We start from the raw sequence: 22,682 nt of genomic DNA on the forward strand, positions 1-22,682 counted from the left end.
CCGTGGGTGGGCCGCGAGCGGGACGTGACCGCCGGGGCGTCCGGCCCGGCGATGCGGATCTCGGGGAGGGCGCAGACCTTCACCGAGTCCGTGATCCGGGACATGACCAGGCTCGCGCTGCGGCACGGGGCGGTGAACCTGGCGCAGGGCTTCCCGGACTTCGCCTGCCCGACCGAGCTGAAGGAAGCCGCGAAGGCGGCCATCGACGCCGACGTCAACCAGTACGCGATCACCTGGGGAGCGGCCGACTTCCGGGCCGCGATCGCCGCGAAGATCGGCCGCACCTATCCCGGCTGGACCGTCGACCCGGACACCGAGATCTGCGTGACCTGCGGCTCCACCGAGGCGATGATCGCCGCGATGCTGGCGCTGGTCGACCCCGGCGAGGAGGTCGTGTTCTTCGAGCCGTTCTACGAGAACTACGGCCCCGACTCGATCCTGTCCGGCGCGGTCCCCCGCCTGGTGCGCCTGCACGGCCCGGACTGGTCTATCGACCCGGCGGAGCTGCGCGCGGCCTGCTCGGACCGGACCCGCGCGATCGTCGTCAACACCCCGCACAACCCGACCGGCAAGGTGTTCAGCGCCGACGAGCTCGCCCTCATCGCGGAGCTCTGCCAGCGGCACGACATCCTGGTGTTCACCGACGAGATCTACGAACACATCCACTATCTGGGGCCGGGCGGGCACATCCCGCCGGCGACCGTCCCGGGCCTGGAGGACCGCACGGTCACCGTGAACGCGCTGTCGAAGACGTACGCGGTCACCGGCTGGAGGGTCGGGTGGACCGTCGCCCCCGCTCCCTACACCGAGGCGATCCGCAAGGTGCACGACTTCCTCACCGTCGGCGCCGCCGCGCCGCTGCAGGCCGCCGGCGTCGCCGCGATGGGACTGCCGCCCGAGTACTACGCCGGGCTCGCGCAGGAGTACCGGGTGCGCCGTGACCTCCTGTGCGGCGCGCTGGAGAACACCGGGTTCGCCCTCCGTCCACCGGACGGCGCCTACTATGTGATGTGCGACACCACCGACCTGGACCCGGCCGGCGACGACGTCGCCTTCGCGCGGCGGCTGGTGAGCGAGCTCGGGGTCGCGGCCGTCCCGGGATCGTCCTTCTACGCCGATCCGGCCGACGGCCGGCGCATCGTCCGGTTCGGTTTCCCGAAGCGGCTGGAGACGCTGCGGGCGGCGACGGACCGCCTGCGACTGCTCGAGCGCACCCGGGCGGCCCACCCGTAACACGGATCAAGCCCGTGCCACTCCGGCCCCTCGCAGGTGCGGCACTGGTCCGCGTTAGTCCCGGTGGGCTGGCACCGGCAGCGGGTAGCCGGCGGACGCGGCGCGGGCGTGTCCCCGGCGCACCTCCCGGGTGAGCGCGCGCAGGTACAGACGGCGGCGCAACTGTCCGGCGCGGTCCGCCGGCGGTCCGCCGGCGGACCGCCCCGACGCGCTCACCATCGCCGGGCGGGAGGGCAGCAGGTAGCGCCCGCGCAGGTACTCACCGATCCAGCGGCCCTGCGCGGCGGCCAGCTCAGGTTCGGCCGAGACCCGGTACAGCCCCTCCACCTCCTGGTGGAACACCCCGGCGAAGAAGTACTCCTCACTCCAGGACCGCGGGGCGCTCACCTGGCCCGGCTCGCCTTCATCGCCTGCCGGCGGGACGGCTGGCGGCGGAGCGCCGACGAACACGACCGCGTCCTGGCGGGCGAGCCCCAGGCCAACATCAGCCAGGCCAACACCGGCCGGGGCGGTGCCGGCCGGGGCGGCGCCGGAGGTGCCAACGCTGGCGGGGTCAGCGCCAGAGGCGCCAACACCGGCTGGGTCGGAGATGTCCAGTGCGAACGGGCGGCCGCCGTCCGGGCCGGTGCGTAGCACCAGTGGGCCGGGGACGATGGTGAGGCGGTCGGCCATGCCGAACTCGCCGAGCGTGCGGGCAGCCTCCCGGGCCGGCGGGGAGGACGGGTCACCCGCGATCACGCCGATGCCGTCCAGTCCGCCGTCCACCAGGGCGATGAGCGCGGCTGTGCCGGCACCGGGGGGCGGTGCGCCGGGACCGGAACCGGCGTCGATGACCACGGCCAGCCGGGGAAGTCGGGACACGCTCGCCGACTGTAGTACCCGTCCGGGTGGGGGATGGCGCCGAGGCCCTGCCCCGTCCGCGGCCATGCGCCACACGTGGGGATCGACCGTGTCACGGCGCGGCACGGCGCACTACCGTGACGGTCATGAGCGTCGTGAAGATCAATGTCCTCACGGTCCCCCCGGCGATGCGGGAGACCCTGGAGTCGCGGTTCGCCGGGCGGGCCGGGATGGTCGAGAAGGCGGACGGGTTCGAGTGGTTCGAGCTCCTGCGCCCGCTCGAGGGAACCGACACCTACCTCGTCTACACCCGGTGGCGCAGCGAGGAGGACTTCCAGAAGTGGCAGTCCTCGATGGCGTTCAGTGAGGGCCACCGGGCGGCCGGCGTGGAGGCGTCGTCCGGCCAGGGCCACCCCGGCGGCCACCCCGGCGGTTCGGGCGCCGCTCCCGCCGGCCATGGTGCTCCCGCCGGCCATGGCGCCCCGGGTGGGCACGGTGCTCCGGGTGGGCCGGCCGCGTCCGGCGCCACGCTCTGGTCGTTCGAGGTCATCCAGACCGCCGCGCCGGCTGCCGGCTGACCACTCGTCCCGCCGCTCGGTCTCGTGGGGGCGCGGCCGCGCCCCCGGCGCTCCGCGTTCCCGCGGGACCGGCCGTTCACGGTCGGGGGTCGGCCGTCTCGCGATGGCTCGCGTCCTCCACCTCGCCGACGAACTCCTCGACGACGTCCTCCATGGCGACGACGCCCAGGGTGGTGCCGGCCGCGTCCACCGCCCGGCCCAGGTGGCTGTTGGTGCGCTGCATGAGGCGGAGCGCCTCGTCCAGGTGCAGGTCGACCCCGATCTCGGCCATCCGGCGCAGCCGGCGGGGCGGCAGCGGCTCGTCGCGCTCCTGCTCGGGAACACCGAGGACGTCCTTGGCGTGCAGGAAGCCGGCCGGCTCCGCCACGGGCCCCACGCCACCGCCTGGCTCGCGACCGGCGTCCTGGCCCGGGGCACGGACGGGGAACCGGGAGTAGCCCGTTTCGGCCACGGCCTCCTCCAGCTGGGCGGCGGTGACCGTCCACGGCACGGTGACGATCTCCGACAACGGGATCATCACTGTCCGGACGGTCCGTCCGGACAGTTCGAGCGCGTGCGTGAGCAGCTCGTGCTCACCGGCGGGCAGCAGGCCCTCCTGCCGGGACTGCCCGATCAGCGCCCCCAGTTCCTCCGGGGTGTAGGCGGAGGTCAGCTCGTCCGACGGGGTGACCCGCAGCAGCCGCAGCACCGCGTTCGCGAAGTGGTTCAGGAAGGCGATGAACGGCCGGGTGAACCGGGCGAACGCGAACAGCGGCGGGCCCAGCCAGAGCGCCGCGCGCTCCGGGCCGGCGATCGAGAGGTTCTTCGGGACCATCTCGCCCAGCACCATGTGCAGCGACACCACGATGCACAGCGCGATCACGAAGGCGATGGCGTGCTGGGCGCCGACGGGGACGTTCGCCGCCTCGAGCCCGGCCTCGAGGAGGTGGGCGACCGCCGGCTCGGCGACCGCGCCCAAGGCCAGCGAGCACACGGTGATGCCGAGCTGGGTGGCGGCGAGCATGGGGGAGAGGTGCTCCATGTGCGACAGGACGGCCGCCGCCCGCTTGTCGCCGTCCTCCGCCATCGGCTCGACCCGGTCGCGGCGGGCCGAGATCAGCGCGAACTCGGCGCCGACGAAGAACGCGTTCCCGGCGAGCAGCAGCACGCCGGCGAGAACAGCCAGCAGGTTCATCGGTCGCCCGCCCGCTCGGACGTGCCCGCGTGCCCGGACCTGCCCGCGTGCCCGGACGTCCCAGCGTGCCCGGGTGCGTCCGCCCGGGCGGGTGTCCCGTCCGTGGCTTCCGTGGGGCTGAGGCGTACCCGGTCGATCCGGTGGCCGTCGACCGAGGCCACAACGAGCTCATGGCCCTCGACCTGGACGACGTCACGCGGCCTTCCCAGCCGGCCGAGGCGGGCCAGGACGAGCCCGCCGATGGTCTCGTAGGGGCCGGCGGGCAGGCGGGCCCCGGTCGCTTCGCTTACCTCGTCGAGGCGGAGCAGCCCGGACAACATCCACTGGCCGGCGCCGAGGGCCACCGCGTCGGGCGGTGCCGGGCGGTCGTGCTCGTCGTCGACGTCGCCGACGAGTTCCTCGACGAGGTCCTCCATCGTCACGATGCCGTCCGTGCCGCCGTACTCGTCGATGACGACGGCGAGCTGGAGGCCGCCGCGCCGCAGCCGGCGCAGCAGGACCTCGCAGTGCAGCGACGCGGGCACCAGCAGCGGCTCGACCATGATCTCCGGCACCGTCCGCCGCGCCCGCTCCGGCGCCGGGACTCCGAACGCGTCCTTGACGTGGACGACGCCGACCACGCCGTACCCGTCCTCGCCGATCTCGTCGTCCTCGCGCAGGACGGGGAAGCGCGAGTGCCCGGTGTGCTCGGCGAGGCGCAGCAGTTCCGCCAGCGAGGTGCCCGCCCCGGCGAAGACCGTCCGCACCCGCGGGGTCATCACGTCGGACGCCCGCCGGTCGCCGAAGCGCAGCGACCTGCTCAGCAGGGCCGCGGTGGTGACGGGCAGGGTGCCGTGCTCGGCCGAGGACGCCACGATCGAGCTCAGCTCGTCCGACGACCGGCCGCTGCGCAGCTCGTCCTGGGGCTCCACGCCCATCGCCCGCAGCAGGGCGTTCGCCGAACCGTTCAGGAGGGTGATCAGCGGCCGGAACACCCGCGAGAACATGACCTGTGCCGGCGCGACCGCCCGGGCGACCCGCACCGGCTCGGAGATCGCCCAGTTCTTCGGGACGAGCTCACCGAAGACCATCTGCGTCACGGTGGCCACTACCAGCCCCAGCACGATCGCGGTGACATCGCGCGGCGACGGCGGGATGTGGGCGACGTCCAGTAGCGGTTCGAGCAGCGTGGCGACGGCGGGCTCGGCGATGTAGCCCACGACCAGCGAGGTCACCGTGATGCCGAGCTGCGCGCCCGAGAGCTGGAACGACAGCGAGCGCACCGCCCGCAGGACGATTCCGGCGCGGCGGTCGCCCGTGTTCGCCGCCTCCTCGACCTGGTGCGGCTCGACGGCGACGAGCGCGAATTCGGCGGCGACGAAGAGCGCGTTACCGGCGATCAGCAGGACGGCCACGAGCAGGTAACCGGCGGCCTCGAGCATTCAGGTGACTCCTTCTGGTCGGCGCGGCCGCACTGGTGCCCGGCGTATCCGGTCCATGGTCCGGCTGGTCGGGCGGCCGCGCGCGGTACAACGCGGGTCCGCCTCGCCCCGGGTACGCCCTGCCCGCGCGACACGCCCAGAACACGGCCCGGGCGCCGCCGGCTGGCGGATATGTCGACTTCGGTGGACGAAAATGCCGCCCGCTTGCGGGGGTTCGCCCCGGAGGTCACCGCCGGCGCGCGACTCGGTCACGCAGGGTGTTGTGATCAGCCGGGCAAAGTAGGCACACTGCTCGGCGTGGCCCGGGTTCTCGCTGTCGCCAACCAGAAGGGCGGCGTCGCCAAGACGACCTCGGTGGCCAGCCTCGGCGCCGCGCTGTGCGAGCTCGGCCGCCGCGTCCTGCTCGTCGACCTGGACCCGCAGGCCTGCCTGACGTTCTCCCTCGGGCTCGACCCGGACTCTCTCGAGCTGTCCGTCCACGACGTGCTGCTCGGACGGCTGCCCGCGGGCATCGTGATCCGGTCCACCCCCGACGGCAGCGACCTGCTGCCCGCCACCATCGAACTTGCCGGCTGCGAGGCCATCCTGCTCTCGCGTACCGGGCGCGAGCACGCGCTGCGGCTGGCCCTCGTCGAGATCGTCGCCGGGTACGACTTCGTGCTCGTCGACTGCCCGCCCTCGCTCGGCGTGCTGACCATCAACGGCCTGACCGCGGCGGACGAGGTCGTCATCCCGATGCAGTGCGAGACGCTCTCGCACCGCGGGGTCGGCCAGCTCCTCGACACCGTCGCGGACGTTCAGCGGCTGACGAACCCGCGGCTGCGGGTTCGCGGGGTCCTGCCCACGCTGTTCGACGGGCGCACGGCGCACAGCCGGGCCGTGGTCGTGGACGTCGCCTCCCGCTACGAGGTGAAGATCCTCGAGCCGCCGGTGGTGCGGTCGGTGCGGTTCGCCGAGGCGCCGGGCCTGGGGCGGTCGATTCTCACCACCGCCGGCCGTTCCAAGGGAGCGGAGGCGTACCGCACGCACGCCCGGGCGATCGCGGGCGTGCCGGTACCTCCCGCCGTTCCCGCCGCTTCTGCTGCCGTCGGGCCGGACACCGCCGTCTCGGGCGCGGCGGTGTGAGCGCGGGAGCGTCTGCGGGCTTCGACCGGCTCCGCCACCGCGGGACGGCGAAAGGCGGCCTGCGCAGCGCCTCCGGACTGGCCGGGCCGGAGCCGGCGGGTGGCCGGCCGTCCGGGCCGGCGCCGCTCGGCGGCCCCGGCTCCTCTGGCCGGCCGACGACGTCGATCGGCCGGGACGCGCACGGCAAGCGGGCCCTTTACAGCGGGGTGCGCCCGCCCGGCCCGCGCGGCACGAGCCTCGCGGTCACCTGCTCCCGCTGCGGCCGGACGAGCACGATCGGCCTGCGTCGGGCGCTGTGGGTGCTGACGCCGAGTGTGCATCTCCCGCTGCCGCTAAGGCACCCGTCGCTGCTGCGCTGCCCCGCCTGCGGGCGGCCGAGCTGGGTGCGGCTCACGCTGCGGTCCCACCCGTGACCAGCGCGCGGCACGCCGAAGCATGCCGCGCGGGCCCTGGTGGGTCAGGCCGACTCGGCCTGGGGAGTGTGGTCGGCGCCGGGACCGGCCGTGTCGTCGTCCATCGACTCCACGTCGGTGTCGCGCACGGTGCCCGTGCCGCGCCCCCGGCCGCCGCGCCTACGCCGCCGGCGTCGGGCGGGCTCGGCCGTCGGGTCGGTGGCGGCGTCCTCGCCGGACTCGCTCAGGACGGCGTCGGCGCGGGCCGTGTCGCCACTGATGGCGCGGACCGGCGCGACGGGCACGTCCACGGTGCCGGTGAGGCCGTTGTCGAGGCCGGCCTGACCGTCGAGCGCCGGGCCGTCGAGCGCTGGGCCGTCGGCCTGCGAGCCGTCGGCGACGGTGAGGCCGGTGGCAGCCGCGGCCGCCCCGGCACCCCGGGTGCGCTGCCGGACCCGGGCACGGGCCGGGCGGGCGGGACGCTCGTCCTCCCGCTCGCGGGTGCGGCGGCGGGCGCCGCGGCCCTTCTCGCCGAGGTCCTCGATCTCCTCGGCGGCCAGGCCGGCCCGGGTCCGCGCCGAGTGCGGCAGTGTGCCCTTCACCCCGGCCGGGATGGCCAGCAGCTCGAACAGGTGCTCCGAGGTGGAGTAGGTCTCCAGCGGCTCCTCGAACGGGAGCGCCAGCGCCCGGTTGACCAGCGTCCACCGGGGCAGGTCGTCCCAGTCGACGAAGGTGACCGCGACACCGCTGCCGCCGGCCCGGCCGGTACGGCCGATTCGGTGCAGGTAGGCGTGCTCGTCCTCGGGGCACTGATAGTTCACGACGTGGGTGACGCCGCCGACGTCGATGCCGCGCGCAGCGACATCGGTGGCGACGAGGACGTCCACCTTGCCGGCGCGGAACGCGCGCAGCGCCTGCTCACGCTGGCCCTGGCCGAGGTCGCCGTGCACCGGCGCCGCGGCGAAGCCACGGCGGGCCAGGTCCTCGGCGACCTTGTCGGCGGTGCGCCGGGTGCGGACGAACACCATCGCCAGCCCGCGGCTCTCCGCCTGCAGGACGCGCGCGAGCACCTCCATCTTGTCCAGCGCGTGCGCACGGAAGACGTGCTGCTGCGTGTTCGGGACGGTGCGGCCCTCGTCGGGCTGCTCCGCGCGGACGTGCACCGGACGGGTCATGAACCTGCGGGCGAGCGAGATGACGGGCCCGGGCATCGTCGCGGAGAACAGCATCGTGTGCCGCTGCTCCGGCAGGAACGCGAGGATGCGCTCGACGTCGGGCAGGAAGCCGAGGTCGAGCATCTCGTCTGCCTCGTCGAGCACGAGGGCGCGCACGCCCGCGAGGTCGAGTGCCTTCTGACGGGCGAGGTCGAGCAGGCGCCCGGGCGTGCCGACGACGATGTCGACGCCGGCGCGCAGCGCGCTGAGCTGGGGTTCGTAGGCGCGGCCGCCGTACACCGACAGCACGCGCAGCCCGCGGCCGAGGCCGGCGCGGGCGATGTCCGCGGTGACCTGCACGCACAGCTCACGGGTGGGGACGACGACGAGCGCCTGCGGGCGGCCGTCCGCGCCCTCGTCCGGCGCCGTGACGACCTGGACGATGGGGATGCCGAAGGCGAGGGTCTTGCCGGTACCCGTCCGCGCCTGCCCGATGATGTCGGTGCGCTCGAGGGCGAGGGGGAGGGTGAGCTCCTGGATGGCGAACGGCCGGATGATGCCGACCTCCGCCAGGGCGGCGACTGTCTCGGCCCGCACGCCGATCTCGGCGAAGGTGGGGGCCAGACTCGGGGTGTCGGCCAGACTCGGAGTCTCGGCCGGGCTCGTGGTGTCAGAGCCGTCGCTGATGGGTTCGTTGTTGGGCGTTTGTGTGCTTGTGACGGACAGCGGGACGCTCCTGGTCTGCTCTGAGCGGTGTCCTACGCTGAACCCGCTCGCGATGTGCCGCGCGGCGCCTGCGGCCCGGTGTCGGGGCGGCGCCAGTCGATCAGCGGCCTGATGGCTGGGTGGTGTGATGACCACCGGCTGGGCCCAGGATAACCCGTGTCTCGCCCCGAGCGGGTGTGATATTGCAACGTTCTCGCCCACAGCCTCCGCGAACGCTGACGTCCAAGGGGTTCGTCGAGGGGCTCACAGGTGTCGGTGCGCGCCGGCGCGGGCGCCGGGCGGCGTCGTCGCGCGGGCCGCACTCCGGGCCGCCGCCGGAGCCGCTACCAGGGCGCTCGACGCTGTTGGGGTGCGGTTGCCGAGCCGTGGCACCGGGCGCCGGGCCGGGCTCGCGCCGCGGTGCGCGGGTCGCGGGGTGCCAGAATCGCGCTGTGGCGCAGACCTCGCAGACCCGGACCGGAACCCTTCCCGCCGATGTGAACGGGGCGATCGATGCGACCGATGTGACCGACGTAACTGAGGCGACCGGCGCGCCGGTCGCCGCGGACCCCGCGCTCGCCGTGCCCGGCACCGCCGACCCGGCGCTCGTCGACCTGCTCGGCCTGCTCGCGTATGGCGAGCTGACCGCCTTCGAGCGGATGGCGACGGACGCCCGTATGTCTCCCACGCTCGCGGACAAGATCGCGCTCGGCCGGATGGCCGCGGCCGAGTTCGTGCACTTCGAGGCCATCGAGCGCGAGCTGACCCGGCTCGGGGTCGACCTGGAGCAGGCCATGGGGCCGTTCGTGCCGGCGCTGACCGCGTTCCACAACCTGACCGCGCCGTCGGACTGGCTGGAGAGCCTGGTCAAGGCGTACGTGGGAGACAACATCGCGGCGGACTTCTACCGGGAGATCGCCGGCCGGCTCGCTCCGCAGGCGCGTGCCCTGGTGCTCAGCGTGCTCGCCGACACCGGCCACGCGGCGTTCGCCGTCGAGCGGGTGCGGGCCGCCATCGCGACCAACCCGGTGGTGGCGGGCCGGCTCGCGCTGTGGGCGCGCCGGCTCGTGGGGGAGGCGCTGACACAGGCCCAGCGGGTCGCGGTGGACCGGGACGCGCTGACCGGCCTGCTCGCCGGCGTCGGGGACCTGCAGGAGATCGCCGGCATCTTCAACCGCATCATGGCCGCGCACGGCCGGCGGATGTCGGCGCTCGGCCTCTCCGCCTAGGGGAGACCTGACCAGCGCGGGAGCGGGGACCTGACCGGGCTACCGGGATGGGGCCGCCCGGATGCGGACGCCGGCCGTCGAGGTGAGGTGTGACGGTGAGGGCACATCTCACTTCGAGGGACCGACGCCGCGCCGGTCTGCTGGTCTGTCAGGCGGTACCGAAGCCGACCCGACGCGACTCGGACTCCGCGATCTCGACGTAGGCGAGCGCGTCGACGGGTACGACGACCCGACGCCCCTTCTCGTCCACGAGGGTGAGAAGTCCGGTCTTGCCGTCGACCGCCTCGCTGATCAGCGCGGCGACCGTGTCCGGTGACTGGGTGCTCTCCAGTACCAGCTCACGACCGACGTGCTTGATCCCGATCTTGACCTCCACTCGATAACCTCCGCGTGGTCGAGTTTCCAGGGGCACTTCTCCGCGACGGCCACCGCCGCCGACGGACGATCAGCGCCCACACTATGGCCTGCGGGCCGTCGTTCGGGTGCTGTGGAGCGCTGTTCGCTGCCGGCACACGTCCGCGCCGGCGGCCGGGTCAGGGCGCCTCGGCGGCGGGCTGCTGTGGGTAGCCGGCGATGCCACGCCAGGCGAGCTCGACCAGCGACTCCACGGCACGTTCCTTCGACACCCGCCCGTCGCGCAGCAGCCACCAGCGCGCGCCCGACTCGGCCAGCCCGACCAGCCCCATCGCCAGCAGGTCGGCCTCCTCCTGGGGGAGCCCGGTGTCCGCGACGATGGTGGCGGCGATCGCCCGCACGCACTGCGCCGAGGTGTTCTCCACCCGCTGCCGGACGGCCGGCTCGCTGCGCAGGTCGGACTCCAGGACGAGCTGGTGCGCGCCGCTGGGGTCGGCGACGAAGTCGAAGTACGCCCGGATCGAGCGTTCGATCCGGATGTGGTTGTCCGTGGTCGAGGCGAGCGCCGCGCGCACGGCCGAGACCAGCTTCTCGGAGTGCTCGTCGAGCAGCGCGAGATAGAGGTCGAGCTTGCCGGGGAAGTGCTGGTAGAGCACCGGCTTGCTCACTCCGGCCCGCTCGGCGATCTCGTCCATCGCGGCCGCGTGGTAGCCCTGGGCGACGAACACCTCGCGGGCGGCCCCAAGTAGCTGGAAGCGGCGCGCTGTGCGGGGGAGCCGAGGAGTTCGGCCCGGCCGCGACTGCGGCGCCGCGGGCTCGGCTGTCACCGGCGTACCTCCCCGTCGGTCACCGGCATCGTCGATCAGACGCTAGGTCGATCAGGCGCGAGCCGTCGGTGCGCGGCCGCGCAGACATGTGGCCAACAGTACCCGCGATGGTCGGCCGCCCCCCCGGATGCCGGCTCCGACTGGGGCCTACCTGTATTCCTCCTCGTCGTCCTGGTCGACCACGATGCTCTGCTCGACGGCGTCGAACTCGTCGACCTCGCGGGCCTGGGCGCCCTCGACGAGCCCCGCCTGCGTCGTCCCCGACGGGCGAAGCTCCCGGGACTGCTCGGCGGCGTCGGCGTCCGGGACGTCCAGCGGGGGGTCGGTCGGTGACCTCATCGGGTGTCTCCCTCGGCGTTGGTCGGTCTCTCGGGCTGGTCGGTGTCTTCCGGTGGTCGGTGTCTTCCGGTGGTGCGTGTCACCGATACCCCCACCGACCGCGTCGATTCCCGTCGACGGGGCCGCCGGTGACGTTTCGTCCGCATGGCTTCCCAGTGGGCTTCTGGTGGGTCACTATTGGGTTGAGCTGACGTGAGGGGTGAACATGCGTTCGATTTGGAAGGGTGTGATCTCTTTCGGTCTGGTGTCGATCCCGATCCGGCTCTACCCCGCGGCCCAGGAGCGTGACGTCTCGTTCCACCAGGTCAGGCGTTCGGACGGCGCTCGGGTCAGGTACCGGCGGGTCGCCGCGACCGACGGCGAGGAGGTCGCCTACGCCGACATCGCGAAAGGCTACGAGCTCCCCGACGGGGAGATGGTCGTCCTCACCGACGACGACTTCACGAACCTGCCGCTGACGACGTCCCGCTCGATCGACGTGCTGGGGTTCGTCCCCCTCGAGCAGGTCGATCCGATCTACTTCGCGAAGAGCTACTACCTCGAGCCGGACCGCACCGGCCTCAAGCCGTACGTCCTGCTGCGCGAGGCGCTCGCCGGCTCGGGGCGGGTCGCACTGGTCAAGATCGCGCTGCGCCAGCGCGAGCAGCTCGCGACGCTGCGGGTCCGCGACGACGTCTTCGTCCTGGAAACAATGCTGTGGCCGGACGAGGTCCGCGAGCCCGAGTTCGACGTCCTCGACGAGCAGGTGGACGTCCGGCCGCAGGAGCTGGCGATGGCGAGCTCACTGATCGACACCCTCGCCGCCGACTTCGACCCCACGAAGTTCCGCGACGGGTACCGCGAGGCGCTCCAGGCCGTGATCGACGCCAAGATCGCCGGCCGGGACGTCGTCGCACCTCCCTCCGAGCAGCCCGGCGTCGACGCGGCCGGTGACCTGATGGCGGCGCTGCGAGCAAGCATCGAGGCGGCCCGGACCGGCCGTGACGGCCAGAGCTCCGGCTCCGCGCGGGCGGCCCCGGCCGAGGCTGACTCCGCCCGGGCCGGGGCTGACTCCGCCCGGGCCGGGGCCCGGAAGGGCCAGCCGAGCCGGAGCCGGAAGAAGAAGGCGGACACGGCGGCCGACGACGTCGTCAGCTCCCGGCCCACCCGCCGCTCGGCCTGACCCCCGCGCGGGTGCCGGACGTCCCGGGCGGGGCGGGGAACACCCGGGCCCGGGGACGCGCTGCACCATGTGGAGCGTCCGCTGCGGCGGCCCGTCCGGAGATCGGTGGGCTGTCGGCGGTCGCGCGAACCGCCGATCACGGCTGCCGGACCGGGCGGCTGTGGCATCGTCGGGTGGTACGACAGAGAAGGCGAGGAGCAACGTGTCACTACCGCCCCTGGTCTCCCCCGCCGAGGGGCTGACCGTCGACGAGGTCCGCCGGTACTCGCGGCATCTGATCATTCCCGACGTCGCGATGGACGGGCAGAAGCGCCTGAAGAACGCGAAGGTCCTTGCCGTGGGTGCGGGTGGCCTGGGCTCGCCGACCCTGATGTACCTGGCCGCGGCCGGGGTGGGGACGCTGGGCATCGTCGAGTTCGACGTGGTGGACGAGTCGAATCTGCAGCGCCAGATCATCCACGGGCAGTCCGACGTCGGCCGGAGCAAGGCCGAGTCCGCCCGCGACTCCGTCCGGGAGATCAACCCGCTGGTCAACGTGGTGATCCACGAGACCCGGCTGGACACCTCCAACGTGATGGAGATCTTCGCCCAGTACGACCTGATCGTCGACGGCACCGACAACTTCGCGACCCGCTACCTGGTCAACGACGCCTGCGTGCTGCTCGGCAAGCCCTACGTGTGGGGTTCCATCTACCGGTTCGACGGTCAGGCGAGCGTCTTCTGGGCCGAGCACGGCCCGTGTTACCGGTGCCTCTACCCTGAGCCGCCTCCGCCGGGCATGGTCCCCTCGTGCGCCGAGGGCGGTGTCCTCGGTGTGCTCTGCGCCTCCATCGGGTCGATCCAGACCACGGAGGCCATCAAGGTGCTGACCGGAGTGGGCGACCCGCTCGTCGGCCGGCTGATGGTCTACGACGCCCTGGAGATGTCCTACCGGACGATCAAGGTGCGCAAGGACCCGGAGTGCCCGCTGTGCGGGAAGAACCCGTCGATCACCGAGCTCATCGACTACGAGGCGTTCTGCGGCGTGGTCTCCGAGGAGGCCCAGCTCGCGGCGGCCGGCTCCACGATCACCGCCGCCGAGCTGAGGACCATGCTGGACGGCGGCGAGCCGATCGAGCTGATCGACGTCCGTGAGCCCGCGGAGTGGGAGATCGTGCGGATCCCCGGCGCGCGCCTCATCCCGAAGGGGGAGCTGCCGGCGCACCTGGCCGAGCTGCCCCAGGACCGGCGGGTCGTCGTCTACTGCAAGAGCGGGGTGCGCTCAGCCGAGGCCCTCGCGACCCTCAAGGGCGCCGGCTTCGCCACCGCCGTCCACGTCCAGGGTGGCGTGACCGCCTGGGCCACCCAGGTGGACAAGACCCTCCCCGTCTACTGATCCGGCTTTCCGGCCGTCGGACCGCAGCGTGTCCCCGGGGTGTCCCCGGGCCTGCGCTCGGAAGATCCGTGGCGGGTGGGTGCGTTCGCCACGGGCGCACCACCCGCCACGGTCGTTTGTGCCTCGCCCTTTGATTTCTTCCTCGCCGTTTCAGGGGTCCATCCCGGCGGATTCCGGTTTGTCAGGGCGAGAAGGATGCGAAAGGGCGAGCGGGTCACCCCGACAGCTGGGTGCTTTGTCCGATAGATGACTGTTTGGTGGTCTGGCGAGGGGACGGGAGGTCGGTGGGCATGGAGCGGGCGACGGACGGGCCTGGTGGACGTCGGCGGGGGCGGTCGCCGGACACCGTGTCGGCCGGTGCCGGGACGCGGATCCACCTCGGGGGCCGGCCGAGCCCGCACGCGATGGCCGTCCTCGAGGCGGTCACCCGGATCCCGGCGGGCAAAGTCATGACCTACGGTGACGTCGCCGAGTTCGTCGGCGCCGGCACCGGGCGCACCGTGGGCGCGGTGCTCTCGCGGCACGGCCACGAGGACGACGTTCCGTGGCACCGGGTGATCCGTGCCTCCGGGGAGCCGAATCCCGTCGCCCCCGCCGAGGCGCTGCGCCGCCTGCGCGCGGACGGCACCCCGCTGCGCCCGGCCGGCGACCGGGTCGACCTCGCGGCGGCCCGCTGGGACGGCGACGTCACCCGCCCCGGCCAGCGCTGATCTCCAGCCTGGGCTGTGCCTCGGCCCGGGCTGAACCCCGTCCGGGGTAGGTACCGGGCGGGTGTGGTCAGCGGGCGGTGAATCCCCCGTCGGCGGAGTAGACGCTGCCGGTCACCAGGGACGCGCGGTCGGAGAGTAGGAAGTGGACGACCTCGGCGACCTCGTCGGCGGTCCCCAGCCGGTTCATCGGCTGGAAGAAGCGTGCTCCGCGGTGTGAGCTGACCATCGTGGTGTCGATGAATCCGGGTGCTACCGCGTTGACCCGGATTCCGCGTGTCGCGTTGTCCAGCGCGGCCACCCTGGTGAGTCCGATCACGCCGTGCTTGGCCGCGACGTAGGCCGGTGTGCCCTGTAGGCCGACCGTGCCCAGCACGGAGGCCATGTTGACGATCGAGCCGCCGCCGGCCGCGAGCATCGCCGGGATCTCGGCGCGCATGCTGTAGAAGACGCCGGAGAGGTTGACCGCGAGAACCCGGTCCCAGTCGGCGAGGGAGATGTCCTCCAGCGGGGCCCGGTCGGTGGCGATGCCCGCGTTGTTGACCGCGAGGTCGAGCCGTCCACCGGCCTCGATCGCCGTGGCGACGGCCTGGGCGACCGACTCCGGGTCGGCGACGTCGACCGCCACCGCCAGTGCGGTGCCGCCGGCCGCCTCGATCTCGCCGGCGACCTCCTTGGCCGCGACGGTGTCCCGGTCGGCCAGGACGACGAAGGCGCCGGCCGCGGCCAGCCGGCGGGCACAGGCGGCGCCGATTCCCGAGCCGGATCCGGTCACGAAGGCGACCCGGCCGGCGTACTCGCCGCCGCCCGCGACGGCGTCGCCGGCCGTCCTGGCGAACGGGCCGGTCACCGTCGCGACGCTACCGTCATCGCCGGGGCCGTCCGCCGTGCCGGCTCGTGGGCGTGGTGCCGTGACCGCCCGCGCCGGGGCCGAGGCGTCGGCCTGTGGCTGTCGCGCCCGTCGTCCGGTGGATGCCCCCTGGGCCTCCGGCGCGGTCCGCGTGGAATGACCGGCCGGGACGTCGTCGTCCGTCATGCTCGGTGAAACTGCCACGTTCCGACGTCGACTCGCAGCTGTTTCGACACTTTTGGTGGTATTCGTACTCATCTTTGTGCTGCTCCAAAGGGTGCCGGTGTCGTCGCGCTGACAGCACTTCCGTGCCATCGGCGCCGACCTCGTCCGTGCTTTGGCGATCTTGTCAGAGCGTCATGATGTGCTGTGCGGCGTGGTCACCGTGCCGACGCCTGCCCGCCCTGCCCGGCGGCCGTCGTTTCGCCTGGTGTCGCCCTTCGTCCCGGTGGCCGGACCCATCGTGTTGGACACGGCGCAGACCGACGTGGTGGGACACGCCGGTGGTCCGCTACTAGTCCTCGCCGGTCCGGGAACGGGAAAGACCACAACCCTGGTCGAGGCCGTCGCCCGGCGGATCGAGGCCGGGGCGGATCCGGCGTCCCTGCTGGTGCTCACATTCAGTCGGCGGGCCGCCCGCCACCTGCGCGAACGGTTCGCCGTCCGGCTCGGGGCGGCCGCCGTCGGGCCGGCGGCGTGGACGTTCCACGCCTGGTGCCTCGGGCTGCTGCGCGCGTACGGCGCCGCCACCCCGCTCGGCGGCTTCCGCCTGCTGTCGGGCCCCGAGCAGGACGCCCGGCTGCGCGACCTCATCGAAGGCTCCCGCGAGCTGGGACGTCCGGTCTGGCCTGATCCACTCGCCGGCTGTCTGAACACCCGCGGCTTCGCCGAGGAGATCAGGATGCTGCTCACGCGGGCCCGGGAGATCGGCGTCGATCCGCCGGCGCTGGCGCGCATCGCCCGGCGGGTGGGCCGCTCCGACTGGGCGGCCGTCGCCGAGTTCTACAGCGACTACCTCGACGCGCTCGGCGCGGAGGGAGCCCTCGACTACGCCGACCTGGTGCACGCCGCGGCGAACCTCGCCGCCGAGCCGGACGTCCTCGCCCAGCTGCGGCAGCGGTACCGGGCGGTGTTCGTCGACGAGTACCAGGACACCGACCCGGCGCAGGAGCGGCTGCTGACCGCCGTCGCCGGCGGCGGGGGGGACCTGGTCGTCTTCGGTGACCCGGACCAGTCGATCTACGCCTTCCGCGGGGCGGAGGTCCGGGGCCTGCTCGACTTCCCGAACCGGTTCCCCCGCGCCGACGGCTCACCGGCGCCCGTCGCCGCGCTGCGGCGGTGCCGTCGGATGGCCCCGGCGCCGCTGGCCGCCTCCCGCCGCGTCGCGGCGTCGCTTCCTTCGGCGGGCCTGCCGGTCCGCCACGTCCGCGCGCACCGCGATCTTGTCTCCGCGGGGGCCGTCGGGCCGGGCCAGGTCGCGGCCCGCACCTATCCGACGGCCGGCGCCGAGGCGGCGGCGATCGCCGAGCTGCTGCGCCGCGAGCATCTCGAGAACGGCGTCGACTGGGACGACATGGCCGTCCTGGTCCGCTCCACCGCGCCGCTCGGGCTGCTGCGCCGGGTGCTGACGGCGGCGGGCGTCCCGGTGAGCGTGGCGGGTGGGGAGCTCCCGCCGGCGCGGGAGCCGGCGGCGGCGCTGCTCCTCACGGCCCTGCGCTGCGCGGACGACCCGGCGGTCCAGCTGACGCCGGAGACGGCGCGCGCGCTGCTGACCTCCCCGCTGGGCGGCGCGGACCCGGCCGGCCTGCGCGCCCTCGGCCGCGAGCTGCGCGCCCACGACGCCGCCGCCCGCGCCGCCGCCCGCGCCGCTGCCCGGGGCACAGCTGCCCGGGGCACCACTGCCCGCGACAGCACTGCCCGCGACGCCGTCGGCCCGATCGCCCTGCCGGAGCCGCGCTCGGCACCGGAGGCGGACGGGTCGGTGCTCGGTCTGCCCGCGTCCTCGGCCGAGCTGCTGCGCGAGGCGGTCGCCGATCCGGAGCGGGTTCTGCTCGCCGTCCCGGACGAGCTCGCCGCGCCCGTGCGCCGGCTCGGGCGGTTGCTGCGAACCGTGCGCGCCGAGCTGCGGCGGGGGGCGGCCCCGGAGGACGCGCTGTGGACACTGTGGACGGCCAGCGAGTGGGGCCCCAGGCTGGAGCGGGCGTCCGCGGTCGGCGGGCCGGCCGGGCGGTCGGCCGACCGTGACCTCGACGCCGTCGTCGCGCTGTTCGACGCCGTCGGGCGTCTCGGTGAGCGGCGCGGGCCGGGCTTCGGGGTGAGCTCCGTCGTCGAGGAGCTGACCCGCCAGCAGATCGCGCCGGAGACGGCGCAGGCCCGGGCCGGTCGCCCGGCCACCGTCCGGCTGCTCACCGCGCACCGCTCCAAGGGGCTGGAGTGGGAGGTCGTGGTCGTCTGCGGCGTGCAGGACGGCGTCTGGCCGGACCTGCGCCAGCGGCACACCCTGCTCGGGGCCGAGCAGCTCGACTCACCGCGCAACGGCGGCGTCCGCCCGCCGCGGACCAGGGAGGAGCTGCTCGCCGACGAGCGTCGCCTGTTCTATGTGGCGCTCACCCGGGCGCGCCGCCGCCTGGTGGTGACCGCGGTGGACGGCGCCGACGACGACGGGGAGCAGCCCAGTCGGTTCCTGGCCGAGCTCGGGGTGCAGGTGGAGAGCGTCCGGGCCCGCCCGCCGCGTCCGCTCACCCTGGTCGGCCTGGTCGCCGCGCTGCGGCGGCTGACAGTTGACCCGGAGGCGTCGGCGGCGATGCGGGAAGCCGCGGGGGTCCGACTCGCGGCCCTGGCCGCCGCCTCCGACGAGACCGGCCGGGCGCTGGTCCCCGCCGCCCATCCCGACCGCTGGTGGGGGCTGCTGGACGTGACGAGCTCGGACGTCCCGGTCGTCGCGCCCGACGCGCCGATCCGGCTCTCGGGGTCCTCGCTGTCGGGCCTGAGCTCCTGCGGGCTGCGCTGGTTCCTGGAGCACGAGGCGAACGCGGCCGAGCCGGCGTCGCCCGCGCAGGGCTTCGGCAAGGTCGTGCACGCGCTGGCCGACGAGGTGACGACGGGCCGGACGGAGGCGCGGCTCGAGGCCCTCGACGCGCGGCTCGACCTGGTCTGGCGGCATCTGGAGTTCGACTCGCGGTGGCGCTCCGAGCAGGAGCGCGCGGCGGCGCGGGAGGCGCTCGGCCGGTTCCTCGAGTGGCACGCCGCGCAGCGCGGCCGCGAGGTCGTCGCGTCCGAGGTGCGTTTCTCCTGCGACATCGAGGTGGCGGGCCGGGTCGTGCGGCTGCGCGGCTTCATCGACCGGGTCGAGCTCGACGACGCCGGCCGGGTGCACGTCGTCGACTTCAAGACCGGCCGGACGCCGCCGAGCCGGCGTGACCTGGCGACCCACGCACAGCTGGGCAGTTACCAGCTCGCCGTCCGCGAGGGCGCCCTCGACCCGGTACTGGACGAGGCCGCCCGCCGCCACGATCCGCCCGCGCCCGGCGAGGTGCCCGGGGCTGGGGACCTGTCCGGGGCGGGGGCGCCGTCCACCGCCGGTGAGCGGCCGGCGCCGGTGCCCGGCGGGGCGGAGCTGGTGCAGCTCCGGCGGGACGCGGGCGGCGACAACACCGGCCCGCGCCTGCCGGCGGAGGAGCCGGGGCCGCCCGAGGTGCAGCGTCAGGACGCGCTCCCCGGCGGCCGGGCGTGGATCGACGACATGGTCGAGAACGCGGTGCGGACCGTGACGACCGAGTCCTTCCGGCCCACACCCGGCGAGGGGTGCACCATGTGTTCGTTCCGTCGGTGCTGCCCGGGGCGGCCGGAGGGGGAGCAGGTGATCGATTGACCGGCGCGGCGGGGGCCGCCGAGCAGGTACTTCCCGGTCTCGACCCGGAGCCGGCAGGCGCGGGCGGTGCCATGGCCGGCCCGGTGCCGGAGCCGGAGTACCTGCGGGAGCTGCTCGGCGTCCCGTACACCGACGAACAGCTGGCCGCGGCCACCGCGCCGCTGGAGCCGGCGGTCGTCATCGCCGGCGCCGGGTCTGGCAAGACATCCGTGATGGCCGCCCGTGTGGTCTGGTTGGTGGCCACCCGTCAGGTCGAGCCGGGGCGGGTGCTGGGCCTGACGTTCACGAACAAGGCCGCCGCCGAGCTGGCCGGCCGGGTGCGGACGGCGCTGCGCCGCGCCCGCGAGAACGTCCCCGGCCAGCCGGCCGCGGCCGACGCCGACGCCGACGCCGACGAGCCGACGATCGGCACCTACCACGCCTACGCCGGGCGTCTCGTCGGCGAGCACGCGCTGCGGCTCGGCCTCGAGCCCGACACCCGGATGCTCGTCGCGGCCGCGCGCTACCAGCTCGCGGCCCGCGTCGCCCGCGCCCACCGTGGCCGCGTCGAGGCGCTGACGAAGTCGATGCCCGCGCTTGTCGCCGACCTCGTCGCGCTCGACGGGGAGATGAGCGAGCACCTCGTCTCCGCCGACGACCTGATGGCCTTCGACGCGGACCTGTTCGACCGGGCGATGGCGGCCCTGGCGAGCGCGGCGCTGCGGCCGGGCACGAAGGGCCTGCGCAAGGAGCTGCGCCGGATGGCGGCCACGGCCCGGGGGCGGCGTGAGCTCGCCGGCCTCGTCGCCGACTACCGGGCCGCGCGGCGTGGCCGGGACGTCCTCGACTTCGGCGACCAGGTCACCTTCGCCGCCCGGCTGGCCCGCTACTCCCCGGAGGTCGGCGCCGCCGAGCGGACGCGGGCCGGCGTGGTGCTCCTCGACGAGTACCAGGACACCTCCGTCGCCCAGCGCACGATGCTGGCCGGGCTGTTCGGCGGCGGCCATCCGGTGACCGCCGTCGGCGACCCCTGCCAGGCGATCTACGGGTGGCGGGGCGCGTCGGTGGCCAACCTGGACAACTTCCCCGATCACTTCCCGTGCGCGGACGGCACCCCGTCCGCGCGGTACCTGCTGTCGGTGAACCAGCGCAGCGGCGGCCGGCTGCTGACGCTGGCCAACGCGGTGGCGGCCCCGCTGCGGGCCCGCCATCACGTCGTCGAGCTGCGTCCCCGGGCAGACGTCGTCGCCGCGGGGCGGACCCTGGTGGCGCTGCACGAGAGCTGGGCGCAGGAGGTCACCTGGGTCGCCGCCCGGCTGGCCGAGCTGGTCGCGGCGGGGGAGCGGCCCGGGAACATGGCCGTGCTCGTGCGGGCCCGCTCGGACGTCCGCGCGCTGCACACGGCGCTGACGGCCGCCGGGCTGCCGGTCGAGGTGGTGGGCCTCGCCGGCCTGCTGGACCTGCCCGAGGTCGCCGACGTCGTCGCCGTGCTGGAGGTGCTGGACTCGCCGGTCGCCAACGCGGCGCTCGTCCGGCTGCTCACCGGGCCGCGGGTCCGCCTCGGCCCGCGCGACCTGGCCGCGCTGGGCCGCCGCGCGCGGGCGCTGCTGCACACCACCGGCACGACCGCACCCACGGCCGCCGGCGGGGACGGCGACGGGAGCGCGCTGGCGGAGGCCGTCGCCGGGGTCGACCCGTGCGACGTCGTCGCCCTCGCCGACGCCCTCACCGACCCCGGCGAGGAGATCTCGGCCCAGGGACGGGAGCGGGCCGCCCGGCTCGGCGCGGAGCTGGCGGCGCTGCGCGCGCACGTCGGCGACGGGCTGCTCGACCTGCTCCACCGGGTGATCTCCACGATCGGGCTGGACGTCGAGCTCGCCGCCAGCCCGCGTGCCGTGGCGGCGCGCCGCCGGGAGAACCTGGCCTCCTTCCTCGACGCGGCGGCCGACTTCGACGACCCCGACGGGCCGAACTCGCTGACGTCCTTCCTCGGCTTCCTACGGGCGGCCCGCGAGCACGAGCGCGGGCTGGACATCACCGGGCCGTCCGGCGCGGACGCCGTCGCGCTGATGACCATGCACCGGGCGAAGGGCCTCGAATGGGAGGTTGTGGCCGTGCCCAACCTGAGCCGTGGGGTCTTTCCCGACCTGACGGTGCGGGACAGGTGGCCGACCACGACCGGGGTGCTGCCGACCCCGCTGCGCGGCGACGCGGCCGAGCTGCCGTCCTACGAGCTCGACGACTCGAAGGCGGCTCTGGAGGCCTACACCGAGGACTGCCGGGAGTACCAGGAGCGCGAGGAGCGGCGGCTGGCCTACGTCGCGTTCACCCGTGCGAAGTCGGTGCTGCTCGGCAGCGGCCACTGGTGGGGGCCGACCCAGCGCACCAGGCGTGGCCCCTCGGTGTTCCTCACCGAGCTGCACGACCATGCGGCCGAGGGGAACGGGCGGGTGGACGTGTGGACCTCCGAACCGGAGCGGGGCGGCAACCCCGCGCTGGCCGTCCCGGCGGAGTTCGCGTGGCCGGCGCCCTACGAGCCGGTGGCGTTCGCCCGCCGGCGGGAGGCGGCGGCGGGCGTCGCCGAGGCCCTGGCGATGATCCGCTCCGGCCAGGCGCCGCCGGCCGACGAGCCGGGCGGGATGACCGCCCGCGAGCAGGCCCTGCTCGCGGAGCTCGACCGCGAGGCCGCGCTGCTGCTCGCCGAGGAGCGGATGGCGCGCGCCCCGTTCCGGGACGTCCCGATCCCGGCGAGCCTGACCGCGTCCGAGATCGTGCGGATGCGGGCCGACCCGGTCGAGTTCGCCCGCGACCTGGCCCGGCCGGTGCCGCGCCGGCCGGTGCCGCAGGCCCGGCGGGGTACCCGCTTCCACGCCTGGGTGGAGGAGATGTTCGACCAGCGGCCGCTCATCGACGTCGAGGACCTTGCCGATGCCGCAGATGCCGCCGTCCTCACGGACGACCACGACCTCTCCGGCCTGCAGGCGGCGTTCCTGGCCAGCCCGTACGGTGCCCGCCGCCCGTTCGCCCTGGAGGCGCCGTTCGAGGTGATGATCGGCGGGCGGGCCGTGCGGGGGCGCATCGACGCCGTCTACGAGCTCGGCGGCGGGCGCTGGGAGGTCGTCGACTGGAAGACCGGCTCGGAGGCCGCCGATCCCGTCCAGCTCGCGGTCTACCGGGTCGCCTGGGCGCGGGTCCGCGGCGTGGCCGTGGCGGACGTCGACGCGGCCTACTTCTACGTCGCGTCCGGGCAGGTCGTGCGCCCACCTCTGCTCGGCGAGGACGAGATCACCGCCCTGCTCTCGGGCCGCGCGTGGTCCGCCGACAGCACCTCCGACGGCATCGCCGGCCGCCGCCGCTAGCCTCTCGG

At 74.5% G+C, this 22,682-nt stretch carries 18 protein-coding genes; 10 read left to right on the plus strand and 8 right to left on the minus strand.

All coding sequences use genetic code 11. The features are described 5' to 3' along the window. Positions 1–51 precede the first annotated feature (51 nt). Positions 52–1,233 carry an aminotransferase class I/II-fold pyridoxal phosphate-dependent enzyme gene (locus FRANEAN1_RS04435; protein ID WP_157473014.1) on the plus strand — a complete coding sequence of 394 codons (1,182 nt, stop codon included), beginning with the start codon at positions 52–54 and terminating at the stop codon, positions 1,231–1,233. Between the two features lie 54 nt (positions 1,234–1,287). Here FRANEAN1_RS04435 and FRANEAN1_RS04440 read toward each other — a convergent pair whose 3' ends face one another. Then, positions 1,288–2,094: a hypothetical protein gene (locus FRANEAN1_RS04440; protein WP_041253683.1), complete on the minus strand. Its 807-nt coding sequence runs from the start codon at positions 2,092–2,094 to the stop codon at positions 1,288–1,290. Between the two features lie 125 nt (positions 2,095–2,219). Between FRANEAN1_RS04440 and FRANEAN1_RS04445 the strand changes: the two genes are divergently transcribed. After that, a complete protein-coding gene (locus tag FRANEAN1_RS04445) occupies positions 2,220–2,651 on the plus strand; it encodes an antibiotic biosynthesis monooxygenase (RefSeq protein ID WP_020458557.1) in 432 nt (143 codons plus the stop codon). Between the two features lie 76 nt (positions 2,652–2,727). Here the strand turns inward: FRANEAN1_RS04445 and FRANEAN1_RS04450 are convergent, their stop codons facing one another. Both FRANEAN1_RS04450 and FRANEAN1_RS04455 read right to left on the minus strand, forming a co-directional pair. Continuing rightward, positions 2,728–3,825, minus strand: coding sequence for a hemolysin family protein (locus FRANEAN1_RS04450; RefSeq protein WP_020458558.1), 1,098 nt, complete (start codon positions 3,823–3,825; stop codon positions 2,728–2,730). Continuing rightward, a complete protein-coding gene (locus FRANEAN1_RS04455) occupies positions 3,822–5,246 on the minus strand; it encodes a hemolysin family protein (protein WP_020458559.1) in 1,425 nt (474 codons plus the stop codon). The genes FRANEAN1_RS04450 and FRANEAN1_RS04455 overlap by 4 nt, the downstream gene beginning before the upstream one ends. Positions 5,247–5,543: 297 nt before the next feature. On the opposite strand from FRANEAN1_RS04455, the gene FRANEAN1_RS04460 reads away from it, so the two are divergent. Together FRANEAN1_RS04460 and FRANEAN1_RS38135 are read left to right on the plus strand one after the other, a co-directional pair. Then, entirely contained in the window at positions 5,544–6,371 is an 828-nt protein-coding gene (locus FRANEAN1_RS04460) for a ParA family protein (protein ID WP_020458560.1), read from the plus strand. Then, positions 6,368–6,784 (plus strand): hypothetical protein, encoded by a 417-nt coding sequence (locus FRANEAN1_RS38135; protein WP_083788160.1) that lies wholly within the window; start codon positions 6,368–6,370, stop codon positions 6,782–6,784. The genes FRANEAN1_RS04460 and FRANEAN1_RS38135 overlap by 4 nt, the downstream gene beginning before the upstream one ends. 44 nt (positions 6,785–6,828) lie before the next feature. Here the strand turns inward: FRANEAN1_RS38135 and FRANEAN1_RS04470 are convergent, their stop codons facing one another. Continuing rightward, on the minus strand, positions 6,829–8,514 hold the full coding sequence (locus FRANEAN1_RS04470; protein ID WP_041255489.1) for a DEAD/DEAH box helicase: 1,686 nt from the start codon (positions 8,512–8,514) through the stop codon (positions 6,829–6,831). 689 nt (positions 8,515–9,203) lie between these two features. Here FRANEAN1_RS04470 and FRANEAN1_RS04475 point away from each other — a divergent pair. Then, the gene (locus FRANEAN1_RS04475) at positions 9,204–9,851 is read left to right on the plus strand and encodes a ferritin-like fold-containing protein (protein WP_347177200.1); all 648 of its coding nucleotides are present in this window, start codon (positions 9,204–9,206) and stop codon (positions 9,849–9,851) included. Between the two features lie 148 nt (positions 9,852–9,999). On the opposite strand, the gene FRANEAN1_RS04480 is transcribed toward FRANEAN1_RS04475, so the two are convergent. The 3 genes from FRANEAN1_RS04480 to FRANEAN1_RS04490 form a co-directional block, all read right to left on the minus strand. Then, on the minus strand, positions 10,000–10,227 hold the full coding sequence (locus FRANEAN1_RS04480; RefSeq protein WP_020458563.1) for a DUF3107 domain-containing protein: 228 nt from the start codon (positions 10,225–10,227) through the stop codon (positions 10,000–10,002). A gap of 157 nt (positions 10,228–10,384) precedes the next feature. Beyond that, positions 10,385–11,032 carry a TetR/AcrR family transcriptional regulator gene (locus tag FRANEAN1_RS04485; protein ID WP_020458564.1) on the minus strand — a complete coding sequence of 216 codons (648 nt, stop codon included), beginning with the start codon at positions 11,030–11,032 and terminating at the stop codon, positions 10,385–10,387. Positions 11,033–11,179: 147 nt separating this feature from the next. After that, a complete protein-coding gene (locus tag FRANEAN1_RS04490) occupies positions 11,180–11,371 on the minus strand; it encodes a hypothetical protein (RefSeq protein ID WP_020458565.1) in 192 nt (63 codons plus the stop codon). A gap of 205 nt (positions 11,372–11,576) precedes the next feature. Here FRANEAN1_RS04490 and FRANEAN1_RS04495 point away from each other — a divergent pair, with 205 nt between their 5' ends. The 3 genes from FRANEAN1_RS04495 (at position 11,577) to FRANEAN1_RS04505 (ending at position 14,618) form a co-directional block, all read left to right on the plus strand. Next, positions 11,577–12,533, plus strand: coding sequence for a Ku protein (locus tag FRANEAN1_RS04495; RefSeq protein WP_020458566.1), 957 nt, complete (start codon positions 11,577–11,579; stop codon positions 12,531–12,533). A 202-nt stretch (positions 12,534–12,735) separates the two neighbouring features. Next, the gene (gene moeZ / locus FRANEAN1_RS04500) at positions 12,736–13,908 is read left to right on the plus strand and encodes an adenylyltransferase/sulfurtransferase MoeZ (protein WP_020458567.1); all 1,173 of its coding nucleotides are present in this window, start codon (positions 12,736–12,738) and stop codon (positions 13,906–13,908) included. Positions 13,909–14,198: 290 nt separating this feature from the next. Continuing rightward, a complete protein-coding gene (locus FRANEAN1_RS04505; RefSeq protein WP_020458568.1) occupies positions 14,199–14,618 on the plus strand; it encodes an MGMT family protein in 420 nt (139 codons plus the stop codon). A 67-nt stretch (positions 14,619–14,685) separates the two neighbouring features. Here the strand turns inward: FRANEAN1_RS04505 and FRANEAN1_RS04510 are convergent, their stop codons facing one another. Then, complete coding sequence (locus FRANEAN1_RS04510; protein WP_020458569.1) at positions 14,686–15,651, minus strand: SDR family NAD(P)-dependent oxidoreductase; 966 nt, start codon at positions 15,649–15,651, stop codon at positions 14,686–14,688. A 277-nt stretch (positions 15,652–15,928) separates the two neighbouring features. Here FRANEAN1_RS04510 and FRANEAN1_RS04515 point away from each other — a divergent pair, with 277 nt between their 5' ends. Together FRANEAN1_RS04515 and FRANEAN1_RS04520 are read left to right on the plus strand one after the other, a co-directional pair. Then, positions 15,929–19,336, plus strand: coding sequence for an ATP-dependent DNA helicase (locus FRANEAN1_RS04515; RefSeq protein WP_020458570.1), 3,408 nt, complete (start codon positions 15,929–15,931; stop codon positions 19,334–19,336). Then, entirely contained in the window at positions 19,333–22,674 is a 3,342-nt protein-coding gene (locus FRANEAN1_RS04520) for an ATP-dependent DNA helicase (protein ID WP_157472333.1), read from the plus strand. Before FRANEAN1_RS04515 ends, FRANEAN1_RS04520 begins: the two co-directional genes overlap by 4 nt. Positions 22,675–22,682 lie beyond the last annotated feature (8 nt).

It is taken from the genome of Parafrankia sp. EAN1pec (assembly GCF_000018005.1).
Classification (GTDB): domain Bacteria; phylum Actinomycetota; class Actinomycetes; order Frankiales; family Frankiaceae; genus Parafrankia; species Parafrankia soli.